Origin of the sequence: Gordonia sesuvii, from assembly GCF_036350415.1 — a bacterium.
GTDB classification, from domain to species: domain Bacteria; phylum Actinomycetota; class Actinomycetes; order Mycobacteriales; family Mycobacteriaceae; genus Gordonia; species Gordonia sesuvii.
Genome location: NZ_JAZDUF010000001.1, coordinates 133,359 through 158,114, shown reverse-complemented (window position 1 = coordinate 158,114; position 24,756 = coordinate 133,359). Strand labels below are relative to the sequence as shown.

Genomic DNA, 24,756 nt, shown 5'->3' with positions numbered 1-24,756 from the left:
ATGGTTGCTGGGTGCGCGGATGCGGCGTTCCTCGGCAGATCAGGCGAGGTCGAGGCTGTGTTCCACCGCGCGGTTCCATCCCGCGTACAGGCCGTCGCGGGTGGTGTCGTCCATCGCCGGCTCCCAGCGGCGGTCCTCGGCCCAGTTCTCCCGGATCTCGTCCTCGGACTCCCAGTACCCGACCGCCAGGCCCGCGGCGTACGCGGCGCCGAGCGCGGTCGTCTCGTTGACCACGGGGCGCACCACCGGGACGTCGAGGATGTCGGCCTGGAACTGCATCAGCAGGTCGTTGACCACCATCCCGCCGTCGACCTTGAGCGTCGACAACTCGACACCGGAATCGGCCTGCATCGCCTCGATCACCTCACGGGTCTGGAAGGCGCTGGCCTCCAACGCCGCCCGCGCGAGATGCCCCTTGTCGACGAAGCGCGTCAGCCCGACGATGACGCCGCGCGCATCGGGCCGCCAGTGCGGGGCGAACAGCCCCGAGAAGGCCGGCACGAAATATGCGCCGCCGTTGTCGTCGACGGACGCCGCGAGCGCCTCGATGTCGGCGGCCTCCGAGATCAGCCCGAGATTGTCACGCAACCACTGCACGAGTGATCCGGTCACCGCGATCGAGCCCTCGAGGGCGTACCGCGGCGCCTTTTCGCCGATGCGATAGCACACGGTCGTCAACAGCCCGTGTTGGCTGAACACCGGTTCGGTGCCCGTGTTCAGCAGCAGGAAATTGCCTGTTCCATAAGTGTTCTTGGCCTCGCCGGGATCGAGACAGGCCTGGCCGAAGGTCGCGGCCTGCTGATCGCCGAGGATGCCGGCCAGCGGAACCCCCGGCAGTGACCCGTGCTCGCGCAACGGGCCGTAGACCTCCGACGAACTCCGGATCTCGGGGAGCAGCGACGTCGGCACACCCATCTCGTCGCAGATCTGTTCGTCCCAGGCCAGCGTGCGCAGATCCATCAACATGGTGCGCGACGCGTTGGTGACGTCGGTGATGTGCAGGCCGCCGTCACGCCCGCCGGTCATGTTCCAGGTGGTCCACGAATCCATTGTGCCGAAACACAGTTCGCCGGCCTCGGCGCGCTCGCGGGCCCCGTCGACGTTGTCCAGCAGCCACCGGATCTTCGGTCCGGCGAAGTACGTGGACAGCGGCAGGCCGGTGCGGTCGCGGTACCGGTCGACACCGACGTCCCCGGCCAGCTCGGTGCACAGGTCGTTTGTGCGGGTGTCCTGCCAGACGATGGCGTTGTGGATCGGTTCACCCGTCGCGCGATCCCAGATGAGAGTTGTCTCACGTTGGTTGGTGAGCCCACACGCGGCGATGTCGCCGTACTTGAGGTCTGCCGACGCCAACGCGGCCGCCATCACCCGGCGGGTGTTGCGCCAGATCTCCGATGCGTCGTGCTCTACCCAGCCGGCCTGCGGAAACACCTGTCGATGCTCGATCTGCTCGCTGCTGACCACCCGACCGCGGCGGTCGAAGACCATCGCTCGGGTGGAGGTGGTGCCCTGGTCGACGGCGGCGACGTATGTGTTTGCGCTACCCACGCGGCCAGTGTCGCACGCGGTGGCATCGGACGAGATCAATTACGCTGGGCAAGCATGAACACCGAGTTCAACCCGGACCGACCAGCAGATATGGGTCCGCTCTACCGAGCGGAGGCGTGGCGGCGACTGGGTGCCGAACAGTTCGACATCGTGGTGATCGGCGGCGGCGTCGTCGGCGCGGGAGCGGCACTGGATGCGGCCACCCGTGGTCTGCGGGTGGCGTTGGTGGAGGCGCGTGACATCGCGTCCGGGACGTCGAGCAGGTCATCGAAGATGTTCCACGGTGGCCTGCGCTATCTCGAGCAACTCGAGTTCGGGCTCGTCCGTGAGGCGCTGCGTGAGCGCGAACTCTCGTTGCGGTTGCTGGCCCCGCATCTGGTGAAGCCGCTGCCGTTCCTCTATCCGCTCACCCAGCGGGTGTGGGAACGCCCATATGTGGCCGCGGGTCTGTTCCTATACGACCGGATGGGTGGCGCGAAATCGGTTCCCGGACAGCATCACGTCACCCGGTCCGGGGCGTTGCGGGTCGCACCGGCGCTCAAACGGAACTCGCTCATCGGCGGAATCCGTTACCACGACACGGTTGTCGACGACGCCCGGCACAGTCTGACCGTCGCCCGGACCGCGGCGAACTACGGCGCGGTGATCCGCACCTCCACCCAGGTGACCGGCTTCTTGCGCGAGTCCGACCGTGTTCTCGGTGTGCGCGTGCGCGATTCGGAGAGCGGTGAGACCACCGAAATCCGCGGGCACTGTGTGATCAACGCAGCAGGGGTGTGGACCGACGAGGTCCAGGCACTCTCGAAGCAGCGCGGTCACTTCAGGGTGCGTGCCTCCAAAGGGGTGCACATCGTGGTGCCCCGCGACCGCATCGTCAGCGAGACCGCGATCATCCTGCGCACCGCCAACTCCGTGCTGTTCGTGATCCCGTGGGAGACCCACTGGATCATCGGGACCACCGACACTGACTGGAATCTCGACCTCGCGCATCCGGCGGCGACTCGCGCCGACATCGACTACATCCTCGACAAGGTGAACGAGGTGCTCGTCACCAAGCTCACGCACGACGACATCGAAGGTGTCTACGCCGGACTGCGGCCGCTGTTGGCAGGGGAGGACGACGAGACGTCGAAGCTGTCCCGCGAGCACGCGGTGGCGACGGTCGCGCCGGGGTTGGTCTCCATCGCCGGCGGCAAGTACACCACCTATCGGGTGATGGCTGCCGACGCCGTCGACGCGTGCACGGATTTCATCCCGACCCGCGTCGCGCCCTCCATCACCGAGCGGGTGCCCCTCCTCGGCGCGGACGGCTACTTTGCGCTGATCAACCAGTGCGAGCATCTCGGCCACCGATTCGGGTTGCACCCCTACCGGATTCGTCGCCTGCTCAACCGGTACGGCTCCCTGATCGACGATGTCCTCTACTACGCCGACGACGACCCGTCACTGCTGCGACCGTTGGCGGCGGCGCCGCAATATCTTCGTGTCGAGGTGGTCTACGCCGCGATCGACGAGGCGGCACTGCATCTCGAAGACGTCCTGGCCCGCCGTACCCGGATCGCGATCGAATATCCGCACCGAGGTGTGGATTGCGCGCAGGAGGTGGCCGAGCTGCTGGCGCCGATCCTCGGATGGTCCGATGCGCATACCGCTTTCGAGGTCGCCACCTACATCGCCCGGGTCGAGGCGGAGGTCGCCTCGCAGCGACAACCCGATGACGACTCGGCCGACGCACTGCGCGCCGCGGCGCCCGAGGCGCGCCCGGAGATCTTGGAGCCGGTACCGGTTCCGGAGTGAATCCGCGATCCGCGACGGCGGATTCGGGACCTTGGACCCTGGCGTGCGCTGTGCCGACGGGCAGAGAATTGTACATGGCAGAAGGACAGAACATGGTCGACAACGCGGTACAGGAACTCACCATCGACGAGGCCTGGAAGCTTCTCGGCGACACCGAGCTCGGGCGAATCGCCTTGAGCGTCAACGGTCAGCCGGACATCTTCCCGGTCAACTTCTACGCGGGTGAGGGACGGATTCTCTTCCGCACCGGAGAGGGCACCAAGCTCTCCGAGATCGTGGTCAACGAGAACGTCGCCTTCGAGGCAGACGCCCACACCGCCACAGATGGCTGGAGCGTTGTCGCGAAAGGCGCAGCACGCGTACTGGTGTCGACCCACGACGTCGCCGCTGCCGACGAGTTGCCGCTTCGTCCGTGGATTCCGACGATGAAGTACAACTACGTCGAGATCTCGGTCACCGAGATCACCGGCAGGCGTTATCTGTTCGGTCCTGAGCCGGAACGGTACCCGGTCTGATTCGGGGGCGGGTATCGCCTCGGTACTGCCGTCGCGGACGCTTCATGTCTGGCAGCCCGGACAGAAGTAGATGACGCGATCCTCGCCGATCGAGCCGAGCTGGCCTCGCTCGATCGGCGATCCACATCTCCGGCACAGCCGGCCGCGCCGTCCGTAGACCCACAATCGCGCGTTGGGTGCGGTGTGGCCGGTCGTCGTGCGCGCAGAGCGGAGCCGATTCGCCCACAGCACCCGGCGGCTGAGTTCCACCATCGACGGGATGTCGACCTCTCGAACCGCGCGGGTGGGCAACACCTTTCGAAGAAAGCAGAGCTCGCTGCGATAGACGTTGCCGATACCGGCGATGAGTCGCTGATCGAGCAGCGCGACACCGATGGATTCCTCGGGCATCGACTCGATCCGTCGGACGGCTTCGGCCGGGTCCCAGTCGTCGGAGAGCAGGTCCGGGCCCAGGTAGGCCAGATCGCCGTCAGGGGTCTCCGTCAACTCCAGTACGCCGAGCTCGAAGCCCACGGCCTCATGGGTGGCCGTCCGGAGCACCACACGTGCCTGGAACCCGGGTCGACGCCACCGTGTCCCGGACGGATGCACGTGCCAGGAGCCCTCCATCTTCAGGTGCGAATGAATGCTCACCGCACCAGATTCCGGTCGATCGTCGTCTGGTCCGGCCACGTCGATCAGCAGATGCTTGCCCACCGAACGCACCGACCGTACCGTCCGTTTCGACAGGTCGACGGTGGCCAGTGACGGTACCCGGAACTGCGTACGCACCAATCGTTGTCCCTCGAGCGCCGCGCGCAGCCGGGCGGCCGCGGCGAAGACGGTGTCGCCCTCAGGCATGCTGCCCGTAGCGCATCCGGATACCGCGGGGCGTGGTGGCGAAGCCGGCCTCGATGAGCGTGCGACCGAAATCCGACGTCAACACCGGCTGGGAATCCACCTGGTCGATCATGAGCCGCGACACCCGGCCGGACCGGACGAGCGCGGCGAGCGCGTCGGCCGCCGACCGCAGCGCCGTGTCCGTCTGGGTGAAGGTCAGGATGGTCTTGCCGCCCCGCTCGACGAACACGACGAGCTCACCACCCACCAGCACGACCAGCGCGCCGGGCTTGCGTCCGGGTCGATGTCCGCCGTCGTCGACGGTCGTAGCGGGCCAACTCAGTGCGGCGCCAAAGGGATTCGCCGGGTCGGTGGCGGCAAGCGCGATCGTCGGCAGGGCGTGACGATCATCCAGGGAGTGGCGCCGGAGTTCGTCGACGGTGGCGGTCGAGGCGAACTGTGCGCCCCCGAGGCCGTCGACGAAGTAGCCGCGCCGGACCTGCCCGTTGTCCTCGAACACGGTGAGGGCCTTGTAGATCCGCGCGAACCCGCCGGTGACGCCCTCGGTGACGACGCTGCCGCGGGTGATCACGCCGTGGCGCGCGAGTAACTGGTCGCACAATGCCTGCGTGGCGACGGTTGCGTCGGTGTCGATCCGGTCGATCGTCACCCAGCGCCCACTCGCGGTCGGTGCGACAGCACGACCGGCGCCGTGTTCGGCCAGATACCGCGTGGACAGACGCTGGGCGCGGAGCCGCGGGGCGCGACCACGGGCCCGGTGGGCCGGTGCCGACCGCGCAGCGGAGGTGGTGCGACGTGGCGCGAGCAGGGCCCGGACCGGAGCGAACGAGTCGTTGCTCGCCCGACCGGCCCACACCAGATCCCACAGTGCGGTTTCGACATCGGCCGCCGACGGTGCTCCGTCGCCGGCGAGAGAGTCGACGATCTGACCGAAACGCAGAGCGCCACCCGGGTCCAGGAGCGCGGTCAGGCGGTCGTGCAGCGCAGTGGTGTCGATGTCGTCGGGCGGTGGGAGGGTCAACGGCGCGACGTCCACCGGATGCATCGCGATCCATCCGTCCGAGCCACCGATGCGGCCGTGCCCGGACCAGATGACCTCACCCGAGCTGAGCAGCTCATCGAGCATCGACGGTGTGTAGTCGGAGACGCGGGCGGGCAGCACCAGCGACTCCCACGCCGAGGCGGGGACGGGGTATCCGGCGAGCTGGTCGATCACGGTCGCCACCCCGTCCACCCCGGTCAACTGCCCATCGGTGGTGACGTGCTGCCACGACGCGACGAATCGGGCGAGCACGTCGTGCCCCACCGGCTCGATCTCGGCGCGGCTCGCGGCCAATGATCCGCGGCGGATCTGTCCGAGGACATCGGCGTGGCACCACTGGGTGGTGGACGGGGCGGCGGCGGTGTCGGGCAGGAAATCGCCTTCGATGACGCGGCGCTCACCGGCCAGCCGGACCAGGGTGTCCCGGACGACGCCGACCGCCATACCCAGGGCCTCGGCGGCGTCGGTGAGAGTGAACGGACCGTGGGTACGCGCGTACCGGTTGACCAGATCGCCGACCGGATCGGCCACGGGTTCGAGGTAGGTGGCGGGGATGCCCCGAGGTGCGGGCACCCCGAGGCCGTCGCGCAGGCGTGCGGTGTCGTCGATGGACGCCCACAACGCCCGCCGGCGGTGATTGACGGAGATGATCTGGCCGGTCCGGTGCAGTTCGGTGAGGTGCTCCGACGCGGGCAGCTCGCCCTGGTATCTGGCCTCGACCTCGCCGGTGGTCAGCGGCCCGAGCCACCGCAGCAGGTCGACGACATCCTCGGCGTCGCGGGCGCGGCGTTCGGGTGCGGTGCGTTGCAATCTGGCGGTGACCTCGGCGATGACGGCGGGGTCGAGCAGTTCGCGGAGATCGACACGGCCCAACAGCTGTGCCAGCAAACTGGTGTCCAGGGACAACGCGGCTGCGCGGCGCTCGGCGATCGGTGCGTCGTCGGCGTACAGGAAGGCGCCGACGTACCCGAAGAGCATCGACGCGGCGAACGGCGAGGGACTCGGTGTCTCGGTCTCGACGATGCGAACCCGTCGTTGCCGGATGCGCGTGAGCAGATCGGTGAGGGCGGGGAGGTCGTACACATCCTGCAGGCATTCCCGGACGGCTTCCAAGATGATCGGGAAGTCGGGGAATTTGGCTGCGACGGAGAGCAGTTGGGCGCTGCGCTGGCGCTGCTGCCACAGCGGTGCGCGTCGGCCCGGATCGCGTCGCGGCAACAGCAGTGCCCGGGCGGCGCATTCGCGGAATCGGGAGGCGAACATCGACGAGTCGGCGAGCGCATCGGTGACGAGTTGCTCGATCTCGTCGGGATCGAGGACGAACACCGCCGTGCCCGGCGGATCGTCGTCGGTGTCCGGGAGACGCACGATGATGCCGTCGTCGGAGGCGGTGGTGGCGCCTTCGAGGCCGAGCGTCTGCAACAGACGGGCGGAGATGGCACTCGCCCACGGTGCGTGCACACGTAAGCCGTAGGGGGAGTGCAGGATCAGCCGCCAGTCGCCGAGTTCGTCGCGGAAGCGTTCCACCACCAGGGTCCGGTCGGTGGGCAGATGTCCGGTGGCGTCACGTTGTTCGGCGATGAGTGTGGCCAGGTTCTGCTGCGCGTACTCGGTGAGACCGAGCCGTTGCGCGTGCTCGGCGAGGACGTCCGGATCTGCGACGGCGCCGGTGAATTTGCCGATGGCGGCGCCGAGTTCGGCGGGTCGGCCGAGGGTGTCGCCGATCCAGAACGGCAGCCGGCCGGGCTGGCCGAATGCCGGTGACACCATGACCCGGTCGTGGGTGATGTCCTCGATCCGCCAGCTGGTGGCGCCGAGCGCGAACACGTCGCCCACCCGGGACTCGTAGACCATCTCCTCGTCGAGTTCACCCACCCGGGTGGCCTTTTCGCCGACCATGAACACGCCGAACAGGCCGCGATCGGGAATCGAACCACCGGAGGTGACCGCGAGGCGTTGTGCGCCGCGTCGACCGACGAGTGTGCCCGCGTCGCGGTCCCAGGTGACCCGCGGACGCAGCTCGGCGAACTCGTCGGACGGGAATCGCCCGGAGATCAGATCCAGGGTCGCCTCGTAGACCTGCCGCCCCAGTTCCCGATACGGCGCAGCGCGGCGGACCACGTCGAACCAGCGGTCCACGTCTAGGTCGTCGACGGCGGCGGCCGCGATCGTCTGCTGCGCGAGGATGTCGAGCGGGTTCTGCGGCACCCGCAGCTCTTCGATGGCACCGTCGAGCATTCGCTCCACCGTGACCGTGCAGTGGATCAGGTCGGTGCGGTGCTTCGGGTAGAGCACGCCCTGCGAGATCTCGCCGACCTGGTGACCCGCGCGGCCGATCCGTTGCAGGCCGCCGGCGACCGACGGCGGAGCCTCCACCTGGATGACGAGATCCACCGCGCCCATGTCGATGCCGAGTTCCAGCGAACTGGTCGCCACGACGCACGGCAGCCGGCCGGTCTTGAGGTCGTCCTCGATCTCGGCGCGCTGCTCCTTGCTGACCGAACCGTGGTGCGCCCGCGCCAGGATCGGCTCGGCGCCCCCGCTCGATCCGCTCGCCATGATGTTGGCGGGCGCGCCGCCCGGGACGCTCGGATTCCTCGATCCGGTGCTCGTCGCGCCGGAGCGTTCGGCATGGATCTCGTTGAGCCGTGCCGTCAGTCGCTCGGCCAGGCGTCGGGAGTTGGCGAACACGATCGTCGCGCGGTTCTTCTCGATCAGGTCGACGATCGACGACTCGACGTACGGCCACAACGAACCGGCGGTGGGGGAGAACGCGTCGTCGAGCTCGGCGGCCTCGTCGGCCTGCGGTGGCGGCGGGATGTTGGCCATGTCCTCGACCGGCACGTCGACCCGCAGGTCGAATGTCTTGGCTGCCTTGGGCCGAACGACCTGGTACGGCGCGGAACCGCTGAGGAACTCGGCGACCACCTGCGGCGGGCGAACCGTCGCAGACAGTCCGATCCGCTGGGCCGGCTGTTCGAGGAGTTCGTCGAGGCGTTCCAAGGTGAGTGCCAGGTGTGTGCCGCGTTTGGTCGCGGCGACCGCGTGTACCTCGTCGACGATCACCACCTCGACGTCGGTCAGTGTCTCGCGCGCGGCCGACGTCAGCATCAGGTACAGCGATTCGGGGGTGGTGATGAGAATGTCGGGCGGTGACTTCACCAGCGCCCGCCGCGCAGCCGCCGGGGTGTCACCGGAGCGCACCCCGACAGTGATGTCGGGTTCGGGCAGATCGAGTTCCTGAGCGGCACGGGTGATGCCGGTCAGCGGTGCGCGCAGGTTGCGCTCCACGTCGACCGCGAGGGCTTTCAGGGGCGAGATGTAGACGACTCGGGTACCGCTGCGGCGTTCCGGCCGGGCGGCGAGCCGATCGAGTGCCCACAGGAAGGCAGAGAGGGTCTTGCCCGAGCCGGTGGGCGCGATGACCAGCGTGTTGTTGCCATCGGCGATCGATGACCAGGCGCCGGTCTGGGCCGGGGTCGGCTCGTCGAACGCGCCGCTGAACCACCGCCGGGTGGGAGCGGTGAAGCGGTCGAGAACGGATGCGGCGCGAGGCACCTTGCCATCATCCCTCACACATCTGACAACCCCGGTAGTACAGTCATCACACACCAGTGCGCGGGGAATCCGGTGGGAATCCGGAGCGGTCGCGCCGCTGTGATCCCGGGCCGGCGGTCGTCGTCTGCGGGAGAGCCAGAATGCCGCTCTGGTGAGCTCGTTCGACGACGACAACGGGACGCGACATCCCGAGAACAGGACATGAGGAAGATGACTGCCTCCACCCAGGCGGCCGCACGGCCGCGTTCCCTGGCCGTACCGGATCTCTCCGCGGCGAGTGCCGCACTCTGGCTGAGCCTGACCGTATTGTTGGCCGGCCTGGCCTACTACTTCCTCGGATACGACCAGGGCGCGGTGTCCGTGTTCGGCTCCGACACCCACATCCACGAGTTCGTGCACGATGCCCGGCACTTCCTCGGCTTCCCCTGCCACTGATCGAACAGATTCTGATCGAACATCCACTTGATCGAACAGTTACTGATCGAACACAGGACGCAGGAGAACAACCACACATGGAGAAGAAGTTCATCGGCGCAGGCCTGCTCTCGGGCCTGATCGCCGGCATCGTCGCGTTCATCTTCGCGCGACTGTTCATCGAACCCCAGGTCGCCAAGGCGATCGACTACGAAGGCGGACGGTCCGAGGCCGAAGAGGCCCTCGAGATGGCCGCCCACGGCGGCCACACACACGGTGAGGGCGGTGAGGTCTTCACCCGGTCCGTCCAGGAGAACATCGGTGCGGGCGTCGGCACGATCGTGTTCGCGGTGTGCATGGGCGCGTTCTTCGCGGTCGCGTTCACGGTGCTCTGGGCCTACCTCGGCCGGCGCTATCCGGCGACCGACCCACGGATGGTGTCAGCCGCGCTCGGCGTGATCGGATTCGTGGTCATGTTCGGGGTGCCGTTCTTCGCCTATCCGGCCAACCCGCCGGCGGTGGGCGACGACGACAGCATCGGCGCCCGCAGCGGAGCATTCCTGACCCTGACGTTGCTGTCGGTGGCGTTCGCGGTGGCCGCGGTGATCCTCGCGCTCTGGCTGCGCCCTCGTCTGGGCGGCCTGCTGTCCGCAGTCGCGGGTGCGGCCGGCTACCTGGTGGCGGTCACGATCACCGTCGCGCTGCTGCCGGAGTTCCACGAGGTGCCCGGGCCGGTGACCAACGGTGCGGGTGAGATCGTCTTCCCGGGCTTCCCCGGCGACGTGATCGGCGACTTCCGCATCTACACGATCGCCTCCCAGGTGATCCTGTGGACAGTACTCGCACTGGTCTTCGCGCTGATCCTCGGACGGCTCGCCGGGTCGACCGACTCGACAAAGTCGGTCGACGACAAGGTCGTCGCCGAACAGGGCTGACCGCACACCGTGCTCATCGTCACCGCCGGCCGCACCGGGCCCAACAAGTCGGTGCGGTTCGGCGGTGACCTGTCTCTGGACGAGCATGGCCGGCGCGATGCCGCCCGACTGCGCGACACTGTCGTCGAGGCGATCACCTGCGGCGGTCCGATCGTCGTGGGCCCGGAACGGGCGGCCGCTGACACCGTGGCGCAACTCGGCGTGAACGCCCGCGTGGTCCCGGCGTTGGTCTCCCTCGACGTCGGCGCCTGGTCGGGGCTCACGCCGGAGGAGATCGCGCCCGAGGACCTCGCGACCTGGTTCACCGATCCGACGTCGCGACCCCATGGCGGGGAGAGCGTCGCCGACTTCGTGGCGCGTATCCACCGATGGCGCACCGACTCCGTGACGTTGCCGGACGTCTGTGTGGTGACCATGCCGGTCGCCCAGGCGCTGCTCACCGCTGACGCGGAAGAGTATTTCCGCGTCGAGATCCGGCCGGCGACCAGCTACTCGCTGCCAGCCGAAGGTACGGAAGTGTGAATGTGTCTCTTTACTTCGTGAGTGACTCCTGACACAGTAACGTGGCGGTAAGTGAAACATGTTCAGCCCGCTGCGACGCGGGTCCCGGCTGTGGGGAGTGTGGCGATGTTCGAGTGGTCCGACGAAGATCTGATGGTGCGAGATGCCTTGCGGGCGTTCGTCGACAAGGAGATCCGTCCGCACATCGACGAACTCGAGACCGGAGTGCTCCCGCCCTACGACATCACCCGTAAGCTGTTGTCCACCTTCGGCGTCGACGCGATGGCCGCCGAAGCCCTCGAGAAGGAACTCGAGGCCGAGGCCGCCGGGACGAAGTCGTCGGGTGGCGGCGGTGGCGGCAACATGTCCAGTTCGATGTTCATGATCCTCAACATCGAACTCGCGGGCGTCTGTCTCGGACTCGTCGGATCGATGGGTGTCAGCATGGGACTGACGGCCTCGACGATCCGCGGCAAGGGAACCCTGGCCCAGAAGAAGCGCTGGCTGCCCGAACTGGTCACGATGGAGAAGGTCGGCGCGTGGGCGATCACCGAACCGGACTCCGGCTCGGATGCGTTGGGCGGCATGAAAACCACGGTTCGACGTGACGGCGACGAGTACGTGCTCAACGGGCAGAAGACGTTCATCACCAACGGTCCCTACGCCGATACCATCGTCGTGTTCGCCAAACTCGACGACGGCAGCGACACCCCCATACGCGACCGCAAGGTGCTGTCCTTTGTCCTCGACAAGGGGATGCCCGGGCTCACCCAGGGCAAGCCGTTCAAGAAGATGGGCATGATGAGCTCGCCGACCGGAGAGCTGTTCTTCGACAACGTGCGACTCGGCGCGGACCGCCTGCTCGGCGAGACCGAGGACACCGGCACCGACACCCGCGGCGGCGAGGGGGCGAAAGCCGGTTTCACCGCCGAACGCGTCGGCATCGCGGCGCTGTCGCTCGGCATCATCAACGAGGCGCAACGGCTGTCGATCGACTACGCCCGCAACCGCACCCTGTGGGGTCAGGAGATCGGCCAGTTCCAGCTCATCCAGCTCAAACTGGCCGAGATGGAGGTGGCCCGGATCAACGTGCAGAACATGCTGTTCAACGCGATCGAGCGCACCAAGGCCGGCAAGCCGCCGAGCCTGGCGGAGGCGTCGGCTATGAAGCTCTACTCCTCACGTGCGGCGACCGAGGTCGCCATGGAGGCCGTGCAGCTGTTCGGCGGCAACGGCTACATGGCCGAGTACCGAGTGGAGCAACTGGCCCGCGACGCGAAGTCGCTGATGATCTACGCCGGCAGCAACGAGATCCAGGTGACCCACGTGGCAAAGGGCTTGCTGCGCGGGTGATCTCCGGGCGGTGAGCCCGCGATCAGCCCTGCGCCAGGCGCCAGACGCGGTCGCGCGACATCGGCAATTCGTACGGACGGACGCCGATCGCCCGCCTGATGGCGTTGGCCAGGGCGGGCGCCACCGGGTTGTACGGGGACTCGCTCATCGACTTCGCGCCGAACGGACCGAGTTCGTCAGAGGTGTCGGCGAAGTACACCTCGGTGGTCGGCACATCGGCCATCTGCGGCACCCGATACGTTCGGAACACGTTGGTCAGCGGTACCCCGCGCTCGAGCATGATCTCCTCGTACAGCGATGATCCGATCGCCTGTGCGACACCGCCCTCCACCTGACCGATGCACTGCGCCGGGTTCATCACCGTACCGGCGTCGGCGGACTGGACGGATTGCAGGATCGTGACCACACCGGTCTCGACGTCCACCGCGACCCGGAAGGCCTGCACGTTGAACGCGATCGAGCGGAACTCGCCGGTCTCCTCACCGCACGCCTCGAGTCGACGGGTCTGCCCCGTATCGTCGGCCGCGTCGATGAGTTCGCCGAAGGAGATCCGGCGATCCCCGACGAGCGCGCCCTCGCGGTCGATCTGCACGGTGTCGGGTTCGGCGTCGGCGACGCTGGCCGCCAGGGTGACCATCGTCTCGCGCAGGGCGATGCAGGCCGCGTGGATGGCCTTGCCCGCCACCGTCGTCCCGGCCGAGGCGAAGGCGCCGGTGTCGTAGTCGGCGGCGTCGGTGTCGCCGTGGCGCAACCGAATCCGGTCGAGGCCGGTGTTCATGGTGGTGGCGGCGATCTGGGTGTGCACCGTGGTGGTGCCGTTGCCGAACTCGGCCGTCCCCACGCCGACGCGGTACACGCCGTCTTCGTCGACACTGACTCGGACGCGGGCGATGTGGCCGCGGGGCGCCATCGTCGCGATGGCGGACAGGGCCATTCCCTCACCGATGCGCCACCGGTCGCCGGTGGGAGCGGCGACGTCGTTGCCGCGCGCCAGCGCCTCCTGGGCGAGGTCGAGGCACTGATCGAGTCCGTAACTGCCGTAGAGCAGATCCGGTTCCGGCTCTTCGTGCGAGATCAGCAACGGATCGCCGTCGGCCACCATGTTGCGCCGTCGCAGGTCGAACGGATCGAGGTCCAGGCGCAGCGCGAGGTCGTCGAGCGCCGACTCGACGGCGAAGATGACCTGCCCCAGGCCATATCCGCGGAACGCCCCCGACGGCGGGTTGTTGGTGTAGACGACCTCGGCGTCCACCCGCTTCACCGGGCAGTTGTACACCGAGATCGACTCGGCACAGGCGTGGAACATCACGCCGATCGCGTGGTTGCCGTAGGCGCCGGTATCCGAGAGCACGTCGATGCGTAGAGCAGTGAGGTGTCCGGTGTCGTCGGCGCCGAGGTCGACGCGAACGCGGAACGGATGGCGGTAGGTGGTGCGGGTCATCTCGTCGGTGCGACTCATCTCGTAGCCGCAGGGTCGTCCGGTGCGCAGCACCGCCAGCGCCACCAGATCCTCGGTGAGCATCTCCTGCTTGCCACCGAAACCGCCGCCGACACGGGCACTGAACACGCGGATCCGGTCGCGGTCGAGATCGAGGACGTGGGCGAGTTCGTCGCGGACGAGGAACGGGACCTGAGTGCTGGTCCGGATCACCAGCCGGCCGTCCTCGTCGAGCCATCCGATGCTGCCGTGGGTCTCCAACTGCGCGTGGGACACCCGTCCCGTCGACCATGTGCCCGACACCGTCACGGGAGAGGCGGCGAGCGCGTCGTCGACGTCGCCGCCGAACCCGTGGTGGAAGTCGGCGATGATGTTGCGGTCGGCGTGGTTGACGCGATCGAGCGGGGTGCGGTCGGGGTGGACGAGTGGCGCACCGGGCCGGCGCGCCTCGTCCGGGTCGAATACGGCTGGCAGCACGTCGTAGGTGACATCGATGAGGCGGCAGGCCTTTTCGGCGGCCTTCGGTGTATCGGCGATCACCGCGGCGACGCGCTGCCCGACGAACCGTACGACGGAGTCGAGCATGACGGTGTCGTCGGGGTCGTCCTCGCGGTGCTCGTGTCGGGCGGTGGAGAAGCGACGGGTGGGCACGTTCTCGTGGGTGAGGATGAGCTGCACGCCCTCGACACGTTCGGCGGCGGCGGTGTCGATCGCGGTGATGCGGGCGTGCGGATGGGGCGACGACAGCACCCGCAGATACGTCATCCCGGGCACGGCGGTGTCGAAGGTGTACGGCTCGGTGCCGGTGACCACGCGCCGGGCGGCCGGTGGCTCGGCCGATTGCCCGACCGTGCATCCGCCCCGGGGAGCGGACACCGGGCGGTCCGCGGCCGCGACGCCCTCGGCGATCGCCGCTCGGATCGGGCGATATCCCGTGCAGCGGCAGAGATTTCCCTTCATGCGCCGCGGCAGGTCGTCGACGTCGGCGGCATCGAGGGTGGATGCGGTGACGATCATCCCGGCCGTGCAGAACCCGCACTGGAACGCGAATTTGTCGACGAACGCCTGCTGCATCGGATGCAGGTCGGTGGGTGTGCCCAGCCCGGCGACGGTGGTCACCGAACGCCCGTCGACGCGTTGTGCCGGATAGATGCACGAGTGCACGGGAACGTCGTCGACGAGGACCGAGCATGCGCCGCAGTCGCCGGCGTCGCAGCCCTTCTTGACCTCGAAATGCGCTGTCTCCCTGAGCAGGGTGCGCAGGCACTGGCCGGGACGGGGGTTCGCGTCCTGGGCGGTGCCGTTGACCGAGAACCTCACCGGCCCACCCCGTCGGCGAGTTCGGTCCGGATCTCCTCGGCGAGCACCGCGGATACGCCGCGCCGCCAGTCGGCCGAACCCAGGGGGTCGGTGTAGTAGCCGTCGAGCGCGAGCACACGATCGCGGAGTTCGGTCGCCGCCGGCACCCCGGCGAAGCGTAGAAGCCTCGGACGCGCTGTCGCGGCGGTGATCCCGATGACCGTCGTGCCGTCCTCGTCGCGACGCCCGGTCAGTACCGCCCCCGACCGGCCGAGTTGGGCCAGTGCGATCTTGCGGAACGCGGTGTGTGAACGCATCGACGAGCCGGGGATGTCGACGGCGCGCAGCACTTCACCGTGCCCCAGGGCGTTGGTGCCGTTGCCGGTGACGAGGTCGGCGACGGCGACGCGACGGCCGGTGCCGTCGGGGCACCAGATCTCCGCCACCGCATCGAGTCCCGCGGTGAGCGACACCATGGAGGCCGCGGCGAACGAGCGGCAGATGTTGCCGCCCACCGTCGCGAGGTTCCAGATCTTGAACGAGGCGAGCAGCGCGTTCACGCACTGCGCGAAGAGCGGGTGTGCCCGCCACGCCGGGTGTGGTGTGAGCGTGGCGATCTCGGCGATCGGACAGGTTGCCGAGATGCGTAGTCCGTCGTCGGGCAGCTTCTCGAGGTGGGGCCAGTCCATCGTGGTCAGATCGACGATTCCGATGGTGTCGACCTGTGGTTCGGAGAAGAACCAGGTGCCTCCGGCGACGAGACTCTCGCCCGGCGCCAGCCGCAGGTCGTCACGCGTGCGGGCGTGGCGGTAGGCCTCGACGGTGTGGAGATCCATCACCCGGCCTTCGCGATGAGTCGGCGGTGTTCGGCGGCGACGTCGGCGGCCACTTCATCGGCGTCCACGGTGAGCACCTGATTGCCGGCCACCACGGGCCGCCCGTTCACCCAGCTGCCCGCGATCGGCGGGATTGCGCCCAACACCAACGCGGCCACCGGATCCTCGATGCCGCTGTGCGCCACCGATGTCAGATCCCACAAGACGAGGTCGGCGAGCTTGCCCACCTCGATCGATCCGGTGTCGGCCTCGCGGCCCAGCACGCGGGCACCACCGACGGTGGCGAGCTCGATCGCGGTGCGGGTGGTCAGCGCGGTGGGGCCGCCCCGGGCGCGGGCCATGAGCACCGCCTGATGTGCCTCCTCGAGCATCCGGCAGGACTCGTTGGACGCCGCGCCGTCGACCCCGAGGCCGACCGGCACACCGGCGTCGATGAGGTCGCGGGTGCGGCAGATCCGGTTTCCCAGCCGCGCATTGGAGGTCGGGCAATGCGCGACGCCGGTCGAGGTTGCGGCCAACCGACCGATCTCGTCGTCGTCGAATTCGATGCCGTGCGCGAACCACACGTCGTCGCCGACCCAGCCGACCGACTCCATGTACTGCAGGGGAGTGCAGCCGAAATGCTCGTCGCAGTACGTGTTCTCGTCGAGCGACTCCGCGAGGTGGGTGTGCATCCGGACGCCGAGTTCGCGGGCCAGACCGGCGGATTCGCGGAGGAGATCGGTGGTGACCGAGAAGGGGGAGCAGGGGGCCAGCGCGATCCGCAGCATCGCGTCGGGCGAGGTGTCGTGCCAGCGCGCCACCGCGTCGGCGCTGGCGGTGAGGATCTCGTCGATGCTCTGCACCACCGAATCCGGCGGCAGCCCACCATCCTTCTCCGACAGGTCCATGGACCCGCGGGTCGGGTGGAAGCGGAGGCCGACCGTGGCGGCGGCGTCGATCTCGGCGCCCAGGAGGTCGCCGCCCTCGGCGGGGAACACGTAGTGGTGATCGGTGGTTGTCGTACATCCGGACAGAGCCAGCGATGTCAGTCCGCCGAGCGCAGCGGTCCGCACGGCCGTCTCGTCGATACCCGCCCAGATCGGGTACAGGGTGGTCAGCCACTGGAACAGGGTGTGGTCGGCGGCGAGGCCGCGGGTGACCCATTGGTACAGGTGATGGTGGGTGTTGATCAGACCAGGCGTGAGTACGCAGCCGGTGCCGTCGATTCGGGTGACGTCGGCGGGAAGTGCCCCGGGCGGATCGCCGACCGCGACAATCCTCGTTCCGTCGATCAGCACCGACGCCGTGGGCAGTTCGCGGCCCTCGGGGTCGACAGTGACGACGTAGGCGTTCTCGATCAAGGTCATGCGGGACACTCGCGTCACGCTACGACCATCGCATTACGGATGCGTTTCGACCACGGGCGGAGCACCCAGAAGTCCACCCAGACGTCCATTCAGACGTTCTCGACGGTGATCGGAGGCCGACGCGGAATCGCCAGGGCGAGGACGATCGCGAGTACGCAGGCACCCAACGAGATGCCCGACGCCCACAGGTATCCGGTCTCCGACGGGACGCTGACAGGTGTGCCGTCCGCGTCGGGGACCGACAGCATCGACCAGGTCAGGATCATGCCGACCACGGCCGCCGACGTCGACGTCCCGACCACTCTCATCAGCGCGTTGACGCCGTTGGCCTCGCCGGTCTGCTCCACCCGGACCGACTGCATGATCAGCGCCGGCATCGCCGAGTAGGCCACGCCCAGGCCCGCCCCGATGAAGCAGGCGACCGCGAGCATGATGCCCCAGTTCATCGTCCAGGGGCCGCTCAGGGCGACGATGAAGACGATGTAGCCCGCGCCGATCACGACGCCGCCGGTGGCCAGCGAGACGCGTGGGCCGAACGCGGCGGTCAGCCGGGCGCTGACGTGGGAGAACACGAACATCAGGATGCCGCTGGGCGCCAGCACCAGGCTGGCGGTGAGCATGTCGAGTCCGAGCCCGTCGGGTCCGGACGTCGGTGCCATCAGCAGTTGAATGGGGATCAACTGCATCGAGTAGAAGGCGAATCCGGTCGCGATCGAGGCGATGTTGGTCAGCAGTACCGGCCGTTGGGTCGCCACGTGCAGGTCGATGAGCGGGTTGGACCCGCGGCGCTCCACGAACCACCACACGACACCGACCACCACGAAGGCGGCGAACATCCCGAGCGTCAGCGGCGAGGCCCAGCCCCACGTCGAGCCCTTCGACAGCGGCAACAGAAGAAAGACCAGCATCGCGGCGAGACCGATGGCACCCAGCAGGTCGAAACGGCCGCCCGTGCGTGTCGGGCTCTCCGGGACGGTGAGGGCGATCCCCAGTGCGCCGGCGAGTGCGGCCGCGCCGCACGCCCAGAACAGTGCATGCCAGCTGACCTGTTGGGCGATGGCGGCGGCGAAAGGCAGACCCAGCGCCCCGCCGATACCCAGCGACGCGCTCATCGTGCCGACCGAGGAGCCGAGATGTCGCGGCGGGACGATGTCGCGCATGACGCTGATGCCGAGGGCGATGGTGCCGAAGCCCAACCCTTGGAGTGCGCGTCCCACCAGGAAGGGCGGCAGTGAGGTCGACAGCGCGCACACCACGGAGCCGGCGGCGACACATCCCATGCTCGCCATCAGCATGAGACGTTTGCCGTACATGTCGCCGAGGCGTCCACCGATGGGCGTGATGACCGAACCCGCGAGCAGGGTGATCGTGAGAGCCCACGCCGTATTTCCGGGGTCCGCGTCGAGCAATGTCGGCAACTGAGGGATCAACGGGACGATGATCGTCTGCATCAGGGCCACGACGATCCCGGCGGCACACAGGATGGTGACGGCGAGCCGGGGATGACGTTCGGGTACGGCGACAGCGCCAGAGTCCTCATCCACCGGCCGACACATCGCACTCACTACTCACACACCTCCGATCGCTCACGCTATCGAGTCGGGGTGCGTCATGTCGCGGCAGTATCGCGGACGCCGGGTCAGGGCACGGTGTACTCCGCGCTGCAGTCCTCGGTGCTGACGCTGTTCGGGTTGAGGGTTCCGGTGCTCATTGCGCCCAGGACGAGCGCCACGCGACCCGATGCGGTGGCCACGTCAGGGATCGAGAGAATCGTTTCGGAACCGACCACGCGTGCGGTCGTGTTGGCCACGCCGCTGAAGCCCGTGTCGAGGTTGGCCCAGGTGACCCGGAACTGCTGTGAGTAGCCGATGAACGAGCGGGAATCGGTGGTGAGGCGCAGTGTCACCTTGCCGGGCGCCGTCGGGATGGCGCTGGCGGTGCTCTCCGCCCAGATCAGGGGCAGGTTGGGATTCGGGTAGGTGAATGAGCAGAGGGTGGTGGTGGGGGCCGCGGCTGCCGACGGTGCGGCGACGGCGCCGATCCCGGTCGCGGTGAGGCCGGCTGCGGCGACGGTGACGGCGATTCTGGGTGCACGGTTCATTGGATTCTCCTCACGTTCGGTGGGCCCCACCGGGGACGTCGCGATCCGCTGTGGCGTGCGTTACCTCGTCGTCGGTTCGTCGAATGACGTGTCGGGGCGGTAGGGCACCGAATCACTGACCGTCGGGTCCGCGTGGATGGGTCGGCCGAGCTGCGGGAAGGCGCGTTGGGGACACGCGGGGCGGTCGCACACCTTGCACCCCGCTCCGATGGGGACCACGGTGCGTGGGTCGGACAGGTTGACGCCGGTCGAGTACACCAGCCGTTCGGCGTGGGTGACGTCGCAGCCGAGTCCGATCGCGAAGCTCTTGTGCGGGCTGAGGTATCCGTCGTGTTCGGTGGTCGTGCGGGCCAGCCAGAAGTACGACCGCCCGTCGGGCATGGACGAGACCTGGGTGACGATTCGTCCGGGGGTGGCGAACGCATCGTGGACCACCCACAGCGGGCAGCTGCCGCCGACGCGGGAGAAGTGAAATGCCGTGGCGGACTGACGTTTGGAGATGTTGCCTGCCCGGTCGACGCGGACGAAGATGAACGGTATTCCGCGGCTGCCGGGTCGTTGCAGCGTCGAGAGCCGGTGACAGATCGTCTCGAATCCGACCTCGAATCCGAGGCTCAGGAGCTCGATGTCGTAGAGCGCTGCTTCGGCCGCGCGGCGGAAGATGTCGTAGGGGAGGAGGAGTGCGCCCGCGAAGTAGTTGGCGAGACCGATCCGGGCGACCGGCACGGATTCCGGTGTGAGGTCGTCGGCCCCGGCGACGATGGCGTCGATTTCGTCCGTTTGGGTGAGCAGTGCCAGTTGCGTGGCGAGCTGGAAGGCGCGCTGCCCGGCGGTGAGCCGACCGGCGAGATGCACCACCCGCTCGTCGGGATCGAAACGGCGCTTGGGTGTCCGGGCGCGGGCCTGCGGATCACGGTCGTGGGTGATCGCCACGCGGATGCCGTGGTCACGGTCGAGCAGCTCGGCGAGCTGGAGGTCGAGACCGCCGATCGACAAGCTGTTGTCGGCGAAGATCTGTTCTGCGGCTTCGTCGAGCACGTCGATGTGGTTGCGGCGGTCGTAGAAGAAGTCCCGCACCTCCTCGAACGGCATCGGAGTCGACGCGGGTCGCGCCGGGTCGCCGGACACCTGCGCGCGATAGGTCTCCAGCTCGTTCTCGGCGGCGGTCAGCCGTCGGTGCAGACTCACCAGGGTCGACCCCACCGACGGCATGCGAGCGACCAACTCCGAGATCTCCGCTCGGCTGACGTCCGGTGTGTCCGGCTGCGCGGCGAGGACGTCGGAGAGATCGGCGACCAACCGGGCGTCACCCTCGGCCGCGAAGTAATCGGCGTCCAGGTCGAACTCACGCGACAGGGTGAGCAGGACGGGCACCGTGATGGGACGCTGGTCGTTCTCCAGCTGATTGACGTAGCTGGTGGACAGATCGATTCGGCGCGCCAAGGCTGCCTGGGACAGTCCGCGTTCGTCCCGGAGCCGACGCAGCCGCGCGCCGACGAACATCCGCCGCGCAGAACTCGCCGATGGTCGGGACATGACGCAAGCATAGAACACAGATCATCCACAACATTCGCAAAACCCGGTCCTTGCATCCGCAAAAATACGCATTTTCCAGGTCTTTTCAACTGATGACGCGCCTGCGTACGGTGCGGACATGATCAATCACTCCGTCCGCACCCACCGCAGTTCCGAGGACTTCCCGCAGTCCGAACACCTCGCCCAGAAGATCGCCGAGGTCGCCGCAGACCCGGTCGAGGTCGGCGCGGACACCCGCGAGATGGTGATCAACCGCATCATCGACAACGCCGCGGTGAGTGCCGCGTCGGTGATCCGCCGGCCGGTGACGTCGGCTCGGCGACAGGCGCAGGCGCACGCCGCGACGCCCGGTGCGACGGTCTTCGGCGTCGAGGGCAGCTACTCGCCGGAATGGGCGGCATGGGCCAACGGCGTCGCAGTCCGTGAGCTCGACTTCCACGACACCTTCCTCGCCGCCGAATACTCCCATCCGGGCGACAACATCCCGGCCCTCGTCGCCGTCGGCCAGCACGTCGGGGCGAGTGGCCACGACCTCATCCGGGGCCTCGCCACCGCGTACGAGATCCAGGTCGACCTCGTGCGGGGGATGTGCCTGCACGAGCACAAGATCGATCACGTCGCCCACCTCGGCCCGTCGGCCGCAGCCGGTCTGGGCACGATGCTCGGCCTCGACACCGAGACCATCTACCAGGCGGTCGGCCAGGCACTGCACCTGACCACCGCGACCCGACAGTCGCGCAAGGGTCTCATCTCCAGTTGGAAGGCCTACGCACCCGCCCATGCCGGCAAGATCGCCGTCGAGGCCGTCGACCGTGCCATGCGCGGCGAGGGAGCCCCCGCCCCCATCTGGGAGGGCGAGGACGGCGTGATCGCCTGGCTGCTCTCCGGGCCGGACGCCGAGTACACCATTCCGCTGCCGGCGCCCGGCGAAGAAAAGTGCGGCATCCTCGACACCTACACCAAGGAGCACTCGGCCGAGTACCAGAGCCAGGCACCGATCGACCTGGCCCGCCGGATGCGGGAGAAGATCTCGAACTTCGGCGACATCGAGTCGATCGTGCTGCACACCAGCCATCACACCCACTACGTCATCGGCACCGGGTCGGGTGATCCGCAGAAGTTCGACCCGACCGCCAGTCGCGAGACCCTCGACCACTCGGTGATGTACATCTTCGCCGTCGCACTCGAGGACGGGACCTGGGGCCACGAGAAGTCCTACGCGCCGGAGCGCGCGAATCGGCCCGAGACCATCGAGTTGTGGAAGAAGATTTCCACCGTCGAGGATCCGGAGTGGACCCGCCGCTACCACTCGACCGACCCGAACGAGAAGGCCTTCGGCGCCAAGGCGGTCATCACTCTCCGCAGCGGTGAGGTCATCACCGACGAACTCGCCGTCGCCGACGCGCACCCGCTCGGTGCCCGCCCATTCGGCCGCGAACAGTACATCGCCAAGTTCCGGTCCATGGCCGACGGCGTCGTCGACACCGACGAGCAGGACCGCTTCCTCGGCGACGTCGAGAAGCTGGAGAGCGTCTCGGCCGGTGGGCTCGGTGTCCTCAACACCCTGGTCCTCCCGGCGGTGCTCGACAAGGCTCCGCAGACGGGTAGGGGGATCTTCTGATGAGCTCTGACACAACGGTTTCCGGTCTCTTCTCGGCCAGCGTCTCCGCCTCGGCCAAGCGTCAGGCGCTCCGTGCCGGTCTCGCATCCGGGACCCTACAGCGTTGGCCGGGAGCATTCTCACCACTCGTAGCGAAACTGGTGGCAGAGGTCGGTTTCGATGGTGTCTACGTCTCTGGTGCGGTGCTCTCGGCCGACTTGGGGTTGCCCGACATCGGGCTCACCACCCTCACCGAGGTCGCGGGCCGGGGCGGGGCGATCGCCCGGGCCACCGACCTACCGACACTGATCGACGCGGACACCGGGTTCGGTGAGCCCATGAGTGCAGCCCGGACCGTGGCGACCCTCGAAGACGCCGGGCTCGCCGGGTGTCACCTCGAGGATCAGGTGAACCCCAAGCGGTGCGGACACCTCGACGGCAAGGACGTCGTGCCGGTGGGTGACATGCTCAAGCGACTGAAGGCGGCCGTGTCGGCCCGCCGCGACGACGATTTCGTGATCTGCGCCCGCACGGACGCGCGTGCAGTAGAGAGTCTCGACTCGGCCATCGACCGCGCGAAGGCCTATGCCGACGCCGGCGCCGATCTGATCTTCACCGAGGCCCTGCGCGATCTGCGCGAATTCGAACAGTTCCGCAAGGCCGTCGACGTCCCACTGCTGGCGAACATGACCGAGTTCGGCAAGTCCGAATTGTTCACCACACAGCAACTCGGGGATGCCGGCTACAACGCGGTGATCTACCCGGTGACGACGCTGCGGATCGCGATGGGCGCGGTCGAGCGAGGTCTGCGCGAAATCCTCTCGGAGGGTACGCAAGCCGGGCTCGTCGATCAGATGCAGCACCGCAGCCGACTCTACGAGTTGCTGCGCTACGCGGACTACAACGACTTCGATTCCGACCTCTTCAACTTCACTCTCGAGGGAGCCACGAAATGACCACAGCAGCAGCGGTGGACGCCCCGAAGATCCACAAAGGTCTCGCCGGGGTGGTCGTCGACACGACGGCCATCTCGAAGGTGGTGCCCGAGACCAATTCACTGACCTATCGGGGCTACGCGGTCCAGGACCTCGCCGCGCAGTGCTCGTTCGAACAGGTGGCGTATCTGCTCTGGCATGGTGAGTTGCCGGCGGAGGCCGAATTGGCCCGGTTCACGGAACAGGAGCGTGCCAACCGACGGACCGATCGGTCCACTCAGGTACTGCTTCAACGCATCCCGGAGTCGTGCCATCCGATGGATGTCGTGCGCACGGCCATCAGCTACCTGGGCTCGGAGGACCCGGACGAGGATCTCAGTACGCCTGCGGCGAACTATCAGAAGTCGTTGCGGATGTTCGCGGTCCTGCCGACCATCGTCGCCGCGGACATGCGGCGTCGACGCGGTCAGGATCCGATCGCACCGAGTCTCGAACTGGGGTATGCGGAGAACTTCCTGACCATGTGCTTCGGCGAGGTCCCCGATCCCGTGATCGTGCGGGCGTTCGAGAAGTCGATGGTGCTCTACGCCGAACACAGTTTCAACGCATCGACGTTCGCGGCGCGGGTGGTCACGTCGACGCAGTCTGACATCTACAGCGCGGTGACCGCAGCCATCGGTGCATTGAAGGGGTCGCTGCACGGCGGCGCCAACGAGGCCGTCATGTACGACATGATCGAGATCGACCGCCCCGAACGAGCGATCGATTGGCTCGACGCCAAACTCGTTGCCAAAGAGAAGGTGATGGGTTTCGGACACCGTGTCTACAAGCGTGGTGATTCCCGGGTTCCGACGATGCAACGAGCGTTGATCGAGGTCGCGGAGCTCACAGGCGAAAACCGTTGGTGTGAGATCTATTCCGAACTCGAGTCGGCCATGGAGGAGCGAACGGGCATCAAGCCGAACCTCGATTTCCCCACGGGCCCCGCCTATCACATGATGGGTTTCGACATCGCCTCGTTCACACCGATCTTCGTCATGAGTCGGATCACCGGATGGACCGCCCACATCATGGAACAAAGCGCATCCAACGCGTTGATCCGTCCGCTCAGCCAGTACTCTGGTACACCCCAGCGTTCATTGCCGGTGTAGCCAGCGCA

Annotated in this window: 18 protein-coding genes and 1 riboswitch; of the genes, 9 read left to right on the top strand and 9 right to left on the bottom strand. The window is 67.7% G+C overall.

Annotation, left to right across the window (positions count from 1 at the left end):
- Nucleotides 1–39: 39 nt before the first annotated feature.
- A complete protein-coding gene (glpK, locus tag VZC37_RS00650; protein WP_330430490.1) occupies nucleotides 40–1,548 on the bottom strand; it encodes a glycerol kinase GlpK in 1,509 nt (502 codons plus the stop codon).
- Between the two features lie 54 nt (nucleotides 1,549–1,602).
- Between glpK and glpD the strand changes: the two genes are divergently transcribed.
- On the top strand, nucleotides 1,603–3,345 hold the full coding sequence (gene glpD / locus VZC37_RS00645) for a glycerol-3-phosphate dehydrogenase (protein ID WP_330430489.1): 1,743 nt from the start codon (nucleotides 1,603–1,605) through the stop codon (nucleotides 3,343–3,345).
- Between the two features lie 92 nt (nucleotides 3,346–3,437).
- Nucleotides 3,438–3,860, top strand: a complete 423-nt coding sequence (locus VZC37_RS00640; RefSeq protein WP_330431657.1) for a pyridoxamine 5'-phosphate oxidase family protein — start codon at nucleotides 3,438–3,440, stop codon at nucleotides 3,858–3,860.
- A gap of 42 nt (nucleotides 3,861–3,902) precedes the next feature.
- On the opposite strand, the gene VZC37_RS00635 is transcribed toward VZC37_RS00640, so the two are convergent.
- Nucleotides 3,903–4,700 carry a DNA-formamidopyrimidine glycosylase family protein gene (locus VZC37_RS00635; protein WP_330430488.1) on the bottom strand — a complete coding sequence of 266 codons (798 nt, stop codon included), beginning with the start codon at nucleotides 4,698–4,700 and terminating at the stop codon, nucleotides 3,903–3,905.
- Nucleotides 4,693–9,300 (bottom strand): ATP-dependent helicase, encoded by a 4,608-nt coding sequence (locus tag VZC37_RS00630; RefSeq protein ID WP_330430487.1) that lies wholly within the window; start codon nucleotides 9,298–9,300, stop codon nucleotides 4,693–4,695. Before VZC37_RS00630 ends, VZC37_RS00635 begins: the two co-directional genes overlap by 8 nt.
- Before the next feature lie 38 nt (nucleotides 9,301–9,338).
- Nucleotides 9,339–9,466, top strand: a riboswitch (cobalamin riboswitch).
- A gap of 44 nt (nucleotides 9,467–9,510) precedes the next feature.
- On the opposite strand from VZC37_RS00630, the gene VZC37_RS00625 reads away from it, so the two are divergent.
- The 4 genes from VZC37_RS00625 to VZC37_RS00610 all read left to right on the top strand — a co-directional run bounded on the left by VZC37_RS00625 (nucleotide 9,511) and on the right by VZC37_RS00610 (nucleotide 12,503).
- The gene (locus tag VZC37_RS00625; RefSeq protein ID WP_330430486.1) at nucleotides 9,511–9,735 is read left to right on the top strand and encodes a CbtB domain-containing protein; all 225 of its coding nucleotides are present in this window, start codon (nucleotides 9,511–9,513) and stop codon (nucleotides 9,733–9,735) included.
- A gap of 77 nt (nucleotides 9,736–9,812) precedes the next feature.
- Complete coding sequence (locus VZC37_RS00620; RefSeq protein ID WP_330430485.1) at nucleotides 9,813–10,649, top strand: CbtA family protein; 837 nt, start codon at nucleotides 9,813–9,815, stop codon at nucleotides 10,647–10,649.
- A gap of 9 nt (nucleotides 10,650–10,658) precedes the next feature.
- The gene (locus VZC37_RS00615) at nucleotides 10,659–11,171 is read left to right on the top strand and encodes a histidine phosphatase family protein (protein ID WP_330430484.1); all 513 of its coding nucleotides are present in this window, start codon (nucleotides 10,659–10,661) and stop codon (nucleotides 11,169–11,171) included.
- A gap of 105 nt (nucleotides 11,172–11,276) precedes the next feature.
- Nucleotides 11,277–12,503: an acyl-CoA dehydrogenase family protein gene (locus tag VZC37_RS00610; protein WP_330430483.1), complete on the top strand. Its 1,227-nt coding sequence runs from the start codon at nucleotides 11,277–11,279 to the stop codon at nucleotides 12,501–12,503.
- A 22-nt stretch (nucleotides 12,504–12,525) separates the two neighbouring features.
- Here the strand turns inward: VZC37_RS00610 and VZC37_RS00605 are convergent, their stop codons facing one another.
- From VZC37_RS00605 to VZC37_RS00580, 6 genes are all read right to left on the bottom strand, one after another.
- Nucleotides 12,526–15,261: a molybdopterin-dependent oxidoreductase gene (locus VZC37_RS00605; protein WP_330430482.1), complete on the bottom strand. Its 2,736-nt coding sequence runs from the start codon at nucleotides 15,259–15,261 to the stop codon at nucleotides 12,526–12,528.
- Nucleotides 15,258–16,076 (bottom strand): FAD binding domain-containing protein, encoded by an 819-nt coding sequence (locus VZC37_RS00600; protein ID WP_330430481.1) that lies wholly within the window; start codon nucleotides 16,074–16,076, stop codon nucleotides 15,258–15,260. The genes VZC37_RS00605 and VZC37_RS00600 overlap by 4 nt, the downstream gene beginning before the upstream one ends.
- Entirely contained in the window at nucleotides 16,076–17,434 is a 1,359-nt protein-coding gene (locus VZC37_RS00595) for an 8-oxoguanine deaminase (protein ID WP_330430480.1), read from the bottom strand. The genes VZC37_RS00600 and VZC37_RS00595 overlap by 1 nt, the downstream gene beginning before the upstream one ends.
- An 80-nt stretch (nucleotides 17,435–17,514) precedes the next feature.
- On the bottom strand, nucleotides 17,515–18,981 hold the full coding sequence (locus VZC37_RS00590) for an MFS transporter (protein ID WP_431309335.1): 1,467 nt from the start codon (nucleotides 18,979–18,981) through the stop codon (nucleotides 17,515–17,517).
- An 83-nt stretch (nucleotides 18,982–19,064) separates the two neighbouring features.
- Complete coding sequence (locus tag VZC37_RS00585; RefSeq protein ID WP_330430478.1) at nucleotides 19,065–19,526, bottom strand: hypothetical protein; 462 nt, start codon at nucleotides 19,524–19,526, stop codon at nucleotides 19,065–19,067.
- A gap of 60 nt (nucleotides 19,527–19,586) precedes the next feature.
- Nucleotides 19,587–21,062: a short-chain fatty acyl-CoA regulator family protein gene (locus VZC37_RS00580; RefSeq protein ID WP_330430477.1), complete on the bottom strand. Its 1,476-nt coding sequence runs from the start codon at nucleotides 21,060–21,062 to the stop codon at nucleotides 19,587–19,589.
- 118 nt (nucleotides 21,063–21,180) lie between these two features.
- Between VZC37_RS00580 and prpD the strand changes: the two genes are divergently transcribed.
- From prpD to VZC37_RS00565, 3 genes are read left to right on the top strand one after another with little or no spacing between them, the layout of a single operon-like run.
- On the top strand, nucleotides 21,181–22,683 hold the full coding sequence (gene prpD / locus VZC37_RS00575) for a 2-methylcitrate dehydratase PrpD (protein WP_330430476.1): 1,503 nt from the start codon (nucleotides 21,181–21,183) through the stop codon (nucleotides 22,681–22,683).
- A complete protein-coding gene (prpB, locus tag VZC37_RS00570; RefSeq protein WP_330430475.1) occupies nucleotides 22,683–23,618 on the top strand; it encodes a methylisocitrate lyase in 936 nt (311 codons plus the stop codon). Before prpD ends, prpB begins: the two co-directional genes overlap by 1 nt.
- Nucleotides 23,615–24,748 (top strand): bifunctional 2-methylcitrate synthase/citrate synthase, encoded by a 1,134-nt coding sequence (locus tag VZC37_RS00565; RefSeq protein WP_330430474.1) that lies wholly within the window; start codon nucleotides 23,615–23,617, stop codon nucleotides 24,746–24,748. Before prpB ends, VZC37_RS00565 begins: the two co-directional genes overlap by 4 nt.
- Nucleotides 24,749–24,756: the final 8 nt, after the last annotated feature.